We start from the raw sequence: 12,352 nt of genomic DNA, 5'->3' as shown, positions 1-12,352 counted from the left end.
ATTGGAGGAATTTAAATTGGAAAAGATCGTAACTATTGAAGGTCAAGAAATCAGATTAAAAACACATGGCAACGTTCCTGATTTATATAAAAAACATTTCGGAACCGATTTTTTTACTGATATGAATAGCATGTCGAAAGGGGGAATGAATGTTTCTGTACTAAATAACGTTTTATGGCTTTCTGCAAAAATTGCAGACCCAGAAATCCCGCCTATCGATAATTGGAATGAAAGTTTTGACTCATTCCCTATTTTAAGCGCTATTGACGAAGTTCAGGAAATGCTAGGGAAATTAATGAATACGGGAAAAAAGATGACAACGCCGCGAAAAGTGGCAAAGAGCAAATAACCAATAGCTATTATTCTGCATGGTGTAGGATATGTAAACTTAGCGCTTATGACTTGGAACAAATGAGCGTAGGCATGGCATTGGACCACATAGACAAATATATGGATATTAAGCATCCGCCGAAAGAAAACGAAAAAATAGTGGAATACGCTGAAGACATTCCATGGTTATAGTCACTCATTTGAGTGGCTTTTTTATTTGTATAAAGGTAGGTGAAATAAATGGCAAACGGAATCAGAGGTATTACTATCGAGATTGGTGGGGATACGACCGGTCTAGATAACGCACTAAGAGATGTTAACCAACAATCCAGAGACTTACAAAAAGAGTTAAAGGAAGTTGAACGTGCACTAAGGCTAGATCCTGGCAATACCGAACTAGTGCGTCAGCAACAAGAGTTATTAGCACAAAGTATTCAAGCATCCGCGCAAAGGTTGGATACATTAAGAGCGGCTCAAGCACAAGTCGATGCGCAATTCGCCAGAGGTGACATCGGAGCCGAACAGTACCGAGCGTTCCAACGCGAATTAGTTAACACTGAAAACCAAATGACTAGCTTAGAAAGTCGATTGAATAGTATCGGACCTGAACAAGAACGTTTAGCACAAACTACACGCCAATTAGGGACGTTTTTTGCCGCAACTGGCACTGACATTGAGCAATTCTCAGGAACACTGGGTACACGCCTTACACAGGCAATTAGAGATGGTTCTGCATCTGCTGACCAAATGGAACGTGCATTACGCTTAATGGGTAGGCAGGCACTTGGCGCAGGGGTAGATATCGATGAAATGAGAGCAGCTTTACGTAATGTTGATAACGGCTCATCGTTAACCGATGTACGAGCAGATTTAGAAGCTATAAGACCAGCGGCGGCACAAGCTGAACAATCTGTTGATGGATTGGGCGATAGTTTGAAAGGTGTGGCTGCTGGTATCGTAGCTGGTGGTGGTATCGCTTCCGTCATCAGTCAGGCCCTAGATGTTTCAAGTTTGAATACTCAACTAGAAATTTCTATGAACCTGAATGATGCAGATGCAAAAACGGTTCGACAGTCCATCATGGAAACAACAGCGGCAATAGGTGATGAAGAAGCCGCCTATGAAGGTGTACGCCGACAAATGACCTTGAATAAGGATGCTTCAGCAGAAACGAACGCTGAAATCATCAAAGGTGCTGCTACTATTGCGTATGCGTACAAAGAAATTGATTTTAAAGAATTAATTCAGGAATCACATGAGATCGGTAAAGAACTTGGAATTTCGCAACAAGAAGCATTGGGACTTGTTAATGGATTGCTTGACGTTGGTTTTCCGCCTGAACAACTAGATATTATTTCCGAATACGGAAATCAACTAAAAATGGCAGGCTACAACAGTGAACAGATCCAAGCCATATTTGCAGCAGGGGTCGATACTGGTTAATTTATAGCCCCTCATAGCAGTGATGCTATGTTGAACACCGAATATCGGGGGAACTCTAAGGGATTTAATTATCCTAAGACAATCACCGAAGCGTAAAACGTAAGAACTACGCTCGAACGACTGACAAGGTGTAACCGAGATAATATCAACGTTAATGATACAGTCTACTCCCCTTATAAATATCGGGAAACCGAGGGTACAAAGGACATGGAATATCGACATATTAATGGATGGATTGAAGGAAGGACGCATAGTCGCCGCTGAATTCGGTCAGGGCATTGATAAAGCTATGCAAGATGCAATCAAAGGTACAAATATCAGCGCTGAACAATTAGAAAAATGGGGTCAGGCAGTCGCTTCAGGCGGTCAGGGTGGCGTACAAGCTATTCAAGAAATGAACCAAGCATTGTCATTGATTGATGACGACACCAAGAGAAATGAAATCGGTGTAAAAATGTACGGTACTTTATGGGAAGAGCAAGGCGGTAAAATATCTCAAACTATTCAGGGTATGAATGAACATATCAGGACAGCGGCGCAAAATACCGCTGAATTAAATAGTGATATGTCAGCTTTGGAATCAGACCCGGCTTATAGACTTTCTGTAGCAATAGGCGGTATCAAAGAAGCATTAGCACCAGTATTAGCAACCGTAGGGGAACTAATTGCAAAAATAGCTACATGGGCTTCTGAAAATACCGGATTAGTGTTAACGATTGCAGCTATAGGAACGGTTGTTGGAATTTTAGTTGGCGCGTTTGCGTTATTAATGCCTGCGATTGGCGCGGTAGTAACCATATTACCAACCATAGCATCAGCAGGCGGTATTGTAACTGCAGCTATGGGTGCATTAAGCGCTGTATTTGCTCCACTCGGTGCGGCAATAGCAGCTATAGCTTCACCTATAAGTCTTGCGATAGCGGCAATTGTAGCTATTGGAGTGGCTTTGGTTGCGGCATACAACGAAGTTGAATGGTTCAGGGATGGAGTAAATGAAGTATGGGGGCAAATCAAAGAATATACAACTACTGCATTTAACGCTGTGAAAGAAGTTATTTCGTCTATCTTAAAAAGTGCTATTGATTTAGGTAAAAGTATCATTGCTGATTTCAAAGAATTTTGGGCAACTAACGGTGAAGCAATTGTATCTTCAGTGAAGAATCAATTCGAAGTTATAAAAACTGTTATTCAAGGTGCTATGAAAGTGATACAGGGCGTATTCCAGGTTGCTTGGCCTATAATTTCTAACTTTGTCAAAGTGGCTTTTGAAGTCATTAAAGGTGTAATAAAAACCGGAATGGACTTAGCGAAAGGCGTAATTACAACAGCTATGAAGGTCATCAATGGTGACTGGAAAGGTGCTTGGGAGTCAATAAAGAAAACAGTATCTGACATAGCTAAAAACATAGTCAGTACGCTAAAAGCTATCAATCTAGTTCAAGTAGGTAAGGATATAATCAACGGTCTTATAAAAGGTATATCTTCCATGGCCAGTGGTGCTATCGAAGCTATAACAGGTGTTGTTAATGGCGTTGTTAATAAAGCAAAGAAACTATTAGATATTCATTCGCCTTCACGAGTATTCATGGCAATAGGTTCCGATACTGTGGAAGGTATGGAAATCGGTATGGAAGGCAGAAAGAAAAATCTTGATGCTGTTATGACTGATTTAACTAATAGCTTGCTTGATATAACGGACCACTACAAAGGTGAAGAAAAGAAAATCTCTGAAACGGCAAATGCTGAGATTGCAAAAATCGAACAACGATCAAAAGAGAATGTTGATAAAATCTATCGTGATGCGTATGCAAAGAAACGTAAAACAACTCAAGATGAAAACATCAAGATTCAGCGATTACAAGAAGATGCAGCTAAAAAGATTGCCGATATCGAGAAAAAGTCTGTAGCTGAATCAGTATCTTTGATGGCTAAAGAACAAAAAGATAAATTAGAACAAACTAAGCTATTTATCCAAGATAGAAAAACAATGGACGAACTATCACTTATCGATGAAGCGTACATTTGGGAGCAATCACTCAATCAGTTTGGTCTATACACAAAAGAGCGTGTGGAAGCCCAGAAAGCCTATCAAGCAGCTGTACAGGCTATCAACAAAGAGGTTACAGCAATCAACACTGACTACTCGAATCAAATTAACAAAATCAATGAAGATTTAATCAAGCAAGAAGAAACGTTAACAAAAGCTTATGCAGATGCAGTTGATAAACGAGCGCAGTCCCTAAATTCATTTAAGGGGCTTTTTGATGCGTTTAAAGCTGAAATTGATGTTACAGGCGAAGAACTGTTAGCTAACTTAGGCTCGCAAGTTGATGGTTTTAAAACGTGGCAGGTGGAAATCGAGAAGTTATCTGAAAAGGCAATCGATAAAGGGTTAATTGAAGAACTACGTCAAATGGGCCCGAATGCACTTCCACAACTTATGGCTTTAAATCAATTAACGGATGCTCAACTAACGCAGTACAGCAAACTATATAAAGAAAAATCTAAACTAGCACGTACACAAGCTGAAACAGAGCTTGTTGGTATGAAGGATGATACTGATAAGCAAATCAAAGGTTTGCGTGACGTAGCTAATAAACAGCTAGATACATTACAACAAGAATGGAACACTAAAATCCAATCCCTTACAAAATCAACGTCAACAGAACTTTCTAGTTTGAAACAGGTTGGTATTGATGCTGGTAATGGGCTTTTGCAAGGTTTGTCTTCCACAGCTGATTCAATACAGAAAAAAGCTTTAGAGATTGCAAATTCAGTGAAAAATACTATCCAATCCGCATTGGACATCCACAGTCCTTCAAGGGTAACAATGGGCTTTGGTGTCAACGTCAATGAAGGTTTAATCAAAGGGATGGAACAATCGCAAAGTCGTTTACAAAAGGCGATGAATAATGCGTATGGATCATTAGCAAGTAGCGCTGCAAAGTCAGCTAATATCAATACTGGAAATCAAGCTATTCAATCTAGGAATACAACACACAATTCAATGCCCGTTAATGTCAATTTGAATTATTCCGGAAATGCTTCAATGCCGGATATAATGGCGATGGTTGATATTATTGAGCGCGAATTAGGCAACAGATTAAATAATCAATTACGATTACAAGGCAGTAAGGGGTGATAACGTGATCATTACAAATTTAGCCGGAGAATCAGAGTTATTAGTAGATTACAACGGGTTGAAACGCACTAGAAAAGTGAATGGTGATTATTCGTTATCATTCGCTATTTTAAGAAGTGATAAAAATGAACATGCCTATCCTCTTGTGGAAGAAGAAAGCATTGTTGAATACGATGGTCAACAATATCGCATTAAAGATTTGACGGAAATACTTGTAGGGATCACACCTATAAAAACAGTACAAGCCACTCACATCTTTTTCGATTTGGTTGATATGTATAAATACGACTACTTAGAAAATACACAACATCTACAATCATGTTTAACTTTTGCATTAGATGGCACGGGTTATACTTTCGAGGTTATTGATTCGTTTTCTAGTGCAATATTCGAGAAATTTGGTGAAGACAACTCATTGTCATTGGTTCAAAAAGCATTAAATGTATTTGGTGCAGAAGTTCAAATAAACAACAAACATTTAAAGCTTTATCGTCAAATTGGTACCGATACAGAAATTCAAATACGTTACGGATACAACATTAAGACACTCGAAAAGTATGTGAATACAAATAATTTTTCAACTCGTATACGTGGCTTTGGGAAGAAAAATGAAGATGGTAGCTATGTAGTGACTGCTGAATATACTTCACCAATGGCTGCTGTTTATGGCATACGAGATGCAAAGCCTATATACGATGAGCGATACACAGTTTATGAGGAATTATTAGCGCGTATCCAATCGGAATTAATAGATAAGCCACAGGTTAGTTTTAAAGTAGATGCCCTGGAACTTAAAAAGATGGGAGTACTAACAGAGCAATTGTTTGAAGGTGATAGATTATTTGTAATTTACGACCCATTGGGTATCGATTTAATAGCACGTGTACTTGAAATTGTAGATTACCCTGAATCATCAAAGCCTGCTGAATATACATTTGGCAACTTCCGAAATAGCTTATCTAGTGAAATGGCAGGGTTTCAGAAAACAAAAGATAATGTGGATGCCATTTTAAATGGTGAACAAAAATTACCTTACAACGTACTCGATGATGCTGTATTAAGAGCAACTGAAGCTTTACAATCGGCAGCTACGGAATTGATTTTTGATAATGGCATTATTGCTCGCGATCCAAACAATCCGAATAGATTAGTATTGATAAATTCAAAAGGTATTGGCATTAGTGATAATGGAGGGGCAACTTTCAGAGAAGCTATTACAGCCGATGGGTTTGTTTTATCTGCAGGTGCTATTGGTCAATTAAAAGCAAATAATATCGATGTAACGGGTCTTATCCGTGCAATTAACAGTGAAGGCGTTACAACGATTGATGGTGGTCGCATAACTACAAATACCATTGATGTAAAAAAGCTTATCGCAGGAATATTAACTGGATTCGTTATTCAAACAAACAACAATCCGTATTTACCTAGGATTTACATGGGCGGGTCAAGATTTGAAGCAACTAGTAATGATAAGAAAATAACAATAGATACAGAAACCTGGGGAATCAGTACGGCATTAACTTTGAATAACGGTAATTCTTCATTAAACATTCAAAATTATAATGATAGGAATAGTATCACAGGAACAGGAGCATTGGAAATATGGATGCCGGTTGAAATTATGGGCAGTTTTGATGTTCAAGGTGCTAAAAACTGTACAGTTCCTACTTCAATTGGTTATGTGAATATATCGGCTTATGAAACAGCAGAATATTATTTTGGCGACATTGGTCGTGGCGAAGTTGTGGACGGCATGTGTATCATTGAAATAGAATCACTATTTGCGGAAACAGTTAATACGAATATCGATTATGAAGTCTTTCTCACACCGTACGGGAAAGGCTTAATTTACGTGGATGAAATGAACACTGATTACTTTATTGTGAAAGGTGACGACATTCCTTTTGCTTACGAGATTAAGGCGAAACGTAAGGGATATGAAGATGTCAGGTTAGAATTAACGCACGAAAGCGAGGTAGATGAATTTGTACAAGATGCTTCGCAAAACTGATGAAGGAAACGTTGACGTTATATACGTAGATTTACAAACAAAGAAGTTGTTAGATACCGAACGTAAAAAAGAAAGGTATTTGAAATCTATGGTTATTACAGAAATCAATAAAAAGAACGATCTTCGCCAGCGTCAAAAAATAGCTAGTGATTTACGTAAGATTAAAATCACTAAAAAAGAGGTGCTGCCATGATTATCGAATTTTTAAATGACACTCGAATTGATGTCGAAAAAAAGTATGGTGTGAAACGCTTATTTCATCGTATTCCATCGCTTGTAGTAGAGCACCTCACTGAATCTGTGGAAGGCAGAGGGGATTTAGTTGTCGGTACTCAATTTAAGCAACGTACAATACCAGTAACGTTAATGTATAAGGTAAGCGACATTTACAGCTATTACTTGTTACGTGATGAACTAAATGCTCTATTCGCCCGAGATGAACCGTTTTATATTATCTTCAAACGCGAGCATTACAAACGTTATAAAGTGCGATTAGCTCAACAATTGGCTACAGAACCAACGCCGGGTATGAAAGATTTTGATGTAGATTTTCGGATGGATAATCTATTTGCTGAATCGGTTGGCACATCACTAGATTTACAAAATCATGGTGAATGGGATAGTGGTTTATGGGGATTCGGTTCAGGTGTTGATTATGATACACGATACAACTACACATTTAACTCGAATAATTTCGTGGTGAAAAACATTGGTAATCAAGCTATTGATCCATGTAAATCTGATTTAGAAATCACACTGAAAGGTTCATTCGGTAGCTACGTACAAATCACGAATCATATAACAGGTGATGCATACAGATTCAATAACGCTCTGTCCTCCACAGATTCATTGAAGTTAGTTGGTATACGGACTTTAAAGAATAGTTTGAGTGCGTTTAAGCACACCAATCATAAATTACTAACCTTGGCACCGGGTGATAATCATATAACTGTGGAAGGCGGTACTGTAAACAGTATCGTTTTTAATTTCAGATTTTTATATAAATAGGAAGGTGACAAGATGGCATATTTAAATAGAATAGCATCGAATTGGTCATTTCAAGAACGTGAAAAATTAAATAACAACTGGGGTATTATCGAAAATTATTTATCTAATTTGCAAGGTCAAATAAATGTTCTAACTGGTGATGTAAACGTCCAAGAGTTGATTGACCAGTTAAATAGTATTTTTAATCAAAGTAATATCATTCTTGAGGATTTGGAAAAAGCAATAAATGATGTCACTACAGTTATTTCGAATGCTCAAAGTGCTACGAGCTATGCTAATAATGCGGCACAAGAAGCTATAGATGCTATAGCTAACATTCAAAGCATAATTGAAGACTTCGGTAGTAAGGGGGTATATGAAAACGGCGTCACATATTCAAAAAACAACATTGTTTATGATGATGGTTGTTCTTATATCTATATTAACACTACCCCGAGTTCGGGTAATCCACCTCCAATATATCCGGTGATTTCTAATGATCATTGGCATCGATTAGCGGATAAAGGGGCTAGTGGTTCGGGGGCTGTGTCTAAAGTGAATGGTAAAGAGCCGGATGGAACAGGGGAAGTTACTTTAACGCCCGCTGACATTAGTGCTGCAAGTAGTGAGAATTTGACAGGATTACAAAAGACAGTTACTGAACACTTGGCTGAAATTACGAACATACCTCGTGCAAGATATAAAACATCAAGTCCGAAAACTTTACCTAATACAACTTGGACTAATGTTAGTTGGGATGTAATGGGGATTGATACAGATAAATTTGTATCTCAACCAAATAATGAGTCGATTATAATCAATAAGTCCGGTGAGTATTTAATTACTACTAATGTAGTTATCACAGGTGCTACGGCTAAAGGATATAGAAATATCTACATTACTAAAAACGGTAATTATCTAGCATATCAAAATAATTCAACTTCTGACGTGGGAACTCTAACAATAAGAACAATATGTACAGGTGTAGAGTATTTGGAAGTAGGTGATATTATTGAAATTCGTGCATATCAAGACAGTGGGGTAGAACTTTCGATAGGAGCAGAAAGTTCATTTTCTATAACTAAAATTGCCGGATTTTCTTAGTCTTATAGATATCCAATTGATAAACTGTATGTACCAACACAAATGAATAAACTTAATGGTAAATATTTTATTGTGGACTGTTACCATCACCGTATTATCTATAGTGATGATTTGGATGTTGAAATAAAAGATTGGACAATAATTAATTATGAATTCGCAGGCCCTCATTCGATTGCAAGTGATGGAGATGTCTATGTAGTTGATAATACTGGACGTAATGAAGTTTTGGTTTTTGATTCAAATTTTAGGAGGATACAAACAATACCAGGTATTGAAGGAAGACCTCACAAAGTTATTTATACAAATAATCATTTTTATGTTTTATCTAGCTTTGCACAAAAAATCTATTGTTACGAAAATATCAATAATAAATTAGTGCTGGACCATATCGGTAATTTAGATTTTATGGGTCATGACTATGCTCGCTCTATGAATGTTATAGACGGTTATTTTTATATAGCATGTGAAACTACTAACAATATCTTAAAAGTTGATTTTAATTATAATTTAGTGGAAAGTTATGATTTACCGATCGGCACAAATCAACTAGTGGATATAAATTATTTTGATGGATATTTTTATATCACTGCAATGGATTCTAAGATATATAAAACTGATGATTTATCAGCCAGTTGGGAAAATATCTATTTGCAACTCAATTTTTTAGGCAAACCTTATTTTATTACAATTATAAATAATCAATTGTGTATAACTGCAGTGGGGGAAGAGTACAACGGAGTGTTGTTATCAGATGGAATTAACTTTAATTGGGTATATTTAATAGAAGGTTTATCCGAGGAGTCTGAAAAACGGAGAGATATGTACCCTAGGTAATTCATTTGATATATCTTAAAAGTCGGTTAATGCTAAAAATGCAGTAACCGACTTTTAAGTTTATTAATATCTAGAAAACTTGTACTTAATTCTGTTTTTCATAGGTATCTCAAAATATTTATAGACTAAATGACTGAGAGCCAAAGTTATTCCTAGTGTTATTAATATATAGATTAAAGCATTAGATGTGAAAAGAGGAACTTTTTCTGTATATTTAAAAACAGTTCTATGCAACAAGTAGAAAGAAAAACTTATTTCACCTAAATAAATTAGTTTTCTATGTACTAACAACCTTGAAAAAAAGCCTCTCTGTTGGGCGAATACCCAAATAATTAAAGCTAATGATGGTAAATAATAAACACCATATGTAAGCGAAACGTGAACATGTGGAGCAAAATATAGAGCTATTACAAAGCATACAATTGATAGCCCTTCAAGGAATGTAAATAAAGCGAAATTACCTTTTTTAGAAATGCTATTTAATTGTTTAAAAGCTACTCCAAGAAGAACACCGATTAAAAAATCGCCAAATCGAAAAACTGGGAATACGTAAAATTTCCAATGATCCAACGGTGAGTCTTTAGTAAACCAAACAAATAAAAAACATGAAATGTAAAATAAAACACAGATAATAACAAGAGATTTAATGTTTTTTAAAAATTTTAATTTGTGCATTAAGAATATTACAAACGGGAATAATAAATAGAAAAACATTTCATCAGAGATACTCCATCCAGGAGAATTAAAAGAAAAATAATATTTCATATCAGGTATAAAACTTTGTGTCAAAGTTAAATTTGCTAATGCTATTGAGGACAGAGTTTTAATATCAAATGGCAATCCATTAAAATAAAATAAAGTTATTGATAATAAAAAAGTTAGTACGTATACAGGATATATACGTGCTACCCTATTTATTAAGAATGTCTTTAATTTAGCTTTGCTTATTGTCTTGAATTTATCAAAATAATTAAATGTTAGAATAAAACCTGACAATACAAAGAAAAATGTAACACCTAAGTAGCCTTGATATAAAATTCTTTCGAATAACCATTTGGTTTCATCAAAAGTAGTTAATATAGCTAAGTGAGAAAAGAATACTGCTAATGCTGCAAAAAATCGTAAAGACGTTAGTGTATTTATCAAAATATTAAACTCCTTATATATTAATAGGAATATTATATAATTAATATGTAGGTTTTGGAATATTATCTAGTATTTTAACAATTGTTTCATATTGTTCAGTAACATTTAATTTTTCTTAAATTAAAAAAGTACTCTTTTTTAAAATAAGAAATTAAAGTAAGTAAGACTAATTAAAAATACAATAAATTTTTAAGCCTTCCACAATTATCTGTGGAGGGCTTTTATTATGAGGAAAAGGAAGGTGTTATATGAAAACAGATACTTTATATACATCAATCGTAGGTGGATCAATGGCTTGGATAGGGTACCTTGTCGGAGGTATCGACCACCTGATAAAAGCGTTAGTTATTTTCATGGTTATCGACTATGCACTAGGATTCATGGTGAGTTTAGTCTTCAAGAAAACGGAAAGTAAAAAGATGTTTAAAGGCTTAATCAAAAAGACAGCAATGGGATTGATGGTGATTGCTGCAGTGCAATTAGATACAGCGACGGAGAGTGGTAATTTCATGCGTAATGCTATGATACTCTTTTTAATCGGTATGGAAGGTATCAGTATGATTGAGAACTTAGGTAAATTAGGTATTCGTGTACCAAAATTCTTAGCAAATGCTTTCACTCAGTTGCAAATGGATAATGATGATAAATCGAAGGATGGTGAGGGTAAATGACGAGTGTAACTACTACATGTCGAGACTTATCAGAATTAACTCCAGTAGCACAACAAGCCTGTCGATTACTATTTCAGGAGTGCTACAAGGCAGGTATTCGAAACATCTTTATTACTGAAACATACCGTAGCCAAGTTCGCCAAAACTACTTGTATGCGCTAGGCAGAACAAGACCAGGACAGATTGTCACATGGACGCTAAGTAGCAATCATAAATCACGTTTAGCCTGGGATATCGCAGTTGGTCCTCCGCAATCTCTATATGATGTAACTACTCTTAATCGAGTAGGGGCTATTGCTAAAAAGCTAGGTATTACGTGGGGTGGCAGTTGGACGGGTAACATTGACAGACCGCACTTTGAAGTTAAAGTGAATTGGAAAATGCCAAAAGGTTATGTACTAGGAAAAGTTATTGTGCCAAGTAATAGTAAAATGCAAGTTCAGTTAATTGTGGAAGACAAACCAAAGGAGGAAGTTAAAATGACAAATTGGAATCCGGGTTCACCAGCAATGTTTACAGAGGCAGAAGCATTTTTATCGCAAGCTGTTAAAGAAGGTATTATTCAACAAGTTCATTTAAATGATTTAAAGAATCGCACAATGACTACTGATCGTTTGCTCGGTTTATATATTACGGTTCAACAACGACGAGCAACTAAATAAATGACAATGACCAGCAAAG

Annotated in this window: 11 protein-coding genes; 10 read left to right on the top strand and 1 reads right to left on the bottom strand. The window is 36.1% G+C overall.

All coding sequences use genetic code 11. The features are described from left to right. Positions 1 to 16 precede the first annotated feature (16 nt). From ACIQ2D_RS08630 to ACIQ2D_RS08595, 8 genes are all read left to right on the top strand, one after another. Positions 17 to 349, top strand: a complete 333-nt coding sequence (locus tag ACIQ2D_RS08630) for a hypothetical protein (RefSeq protein ID WP_402862386.1) — start codon at positions 17 to 19, stop codon at positions 347 to 349. Positions 350 to 570: 221 nt separating this feature from the next. Further along, positions 571 to 1,773, top strand: a complete 1,203-nt coding sequence (locus ACIQ2D_RS08625) for a coiled-coil domain-containing protein (RefSeq protein WP_402862383.1) — start codon at positions 571 to 573, stop codon at positions 1,771 to 1,773. Positions 1,774 to 1,999: 226 nt separating this feature from the next. After that, on the top strand, positions 2,000 to 4,915 hold the full coding sequence (locus ACIQ2D_RS08620; RefSeq protein ID WP_402862380.1) for a phage tail protein: 2,916 nt from the start codon (positions 2,000 to 2,002) through the stop codon (positions 4,913 to 4,915). A 4-nt stretch (positions 4,916 to 4,919) separates the two neighbouring features. Further along, entirely contained in the window at positions 4,920 to 6,929 is a 2,010-nt protein-coding gene (locus tag ACIQ2D_RS08615; protein WP_402862377.1) for a phage tail protein, read from the top strand. Further along, positions 6,904 to 7,122, top strand: a complete 219-nt coding sequence (locus ACIQ2D_RS08610; protein ID WP_402862374.1) for a hypothetical protein — start codon at positions 6,904 to 6,906, stop codon at positions 7,120 to 7,122. The genes ACIQ2D_RS08615 and ACIQ2D_RS08610 overlap by 26 nt, the downstream gene beginning before the upstream one ends. Next, positions 7,119 to 7,937 (top strand): distal tail protein Dit, encoded by an 819-nt coding sequence (locus ACIQ2D_RS08605; RefSeq protein WP_402862371.1) that lies wholly within the window; start codon positions 7,119 to 7,121, stop codon positions 7,935 to 7,937. Before ACIQ2D_RS08610 ends, ACIQ2D_RS08605 begins: the two co-directional genes overlap by 4 nt. Before the next feature lie 12 nt (positions 7,938 to 7,949). After that, the gene (locus ACIQ2D_RS08600) at positions 7,950 to 9,020 is read left to right on the top strand and encodes a hypothetical protein (protein WP_402862368.1); all 1,071 of its coding nucleotides are present in this window, start codon (positions 7,950 to 7,952) and stop codon (positions 9,018 to 9,020) included. Between the two features lie 42 nt (positions 9,021 to 9,062). After that, positions 9,063 to 9,854 carry an NHL repeat-containing protein gene (locus ACIQ2D_RS08595; protein ID WP_402862365.1) on the top strand — a complete coding sequence of 264 codons (792 nt, stop codon included), beginning with the start codon at positions 9,063 to 9,065 and terminating at the stop codon, positions 9,852 to 9,854. A gap of 63 nt (positions 9,855 to 9,917) precedes the next feature. On the opposite strand, the gene ACIQ2D_RS08590 is transcribed toward ACIQ2D_RS08595, so the two are convergent. Next, positions 9,918 to 11,000 (bottom strand): acyltransferase family protein, encoded by a 1,083-nt coding sequence (locus tag ACIQ2D_RS08590; RefSeq protein WP_402862362.1) that lies wholly within the window; start codon positions 10,998 to 11,000, stop codon positions 9,918 to 9,920. A 248-nt stretch (positions 11,001 to 11,248) separates the two neighbouring features. On the opposite strand from ACIQ2D_RS08590, the gene ACIQ2D_RS08585 reads away from it, so the two are divergent. Continuing rightward, positions 11,249 to 11,671 carry a phage holin family protein gene (locus ACIQ2D_RS08585; protein WP_402862359.1) on the top strand — a complete coding sequence of 141 codons (423 nt, stop codon included), beginning with the start codon at positions 11,249 to 11,251 and terminating at the stop codon, positions 11,669 to 11,671. Beyond that, positions 11,668 to 12,333 (top strand): M15 family metallopeptidase, encoded by a 666-nt coding sequence (locus ACIQ2D_RS08580; RefSeq protein ID WP_402862356.1) that lies wholly within the window; start codon positions 11,668 to 11,670, stop codon positions 12,331 to 12,333. Before ACIQ2D_RS08585 ends, ACIQ2D_RS08580 begins: the two co-directional genes overlap by 4 nt. Positions 12,334 to 12,352: the final 19 nt, after the last annotated feature.

Source organism: Lysinibacillus sp. NPDC097287, from assembly GCF_044761695.1.
Classification (GTDB): domain Bacteria; phylum Bacillota; class Bacilli; order Bacillales_A; family Planococcaceae; genus Lysinibacillus.
This window is presented reverse-complemented; position numbering and strand designations above follow the sequence as displayed.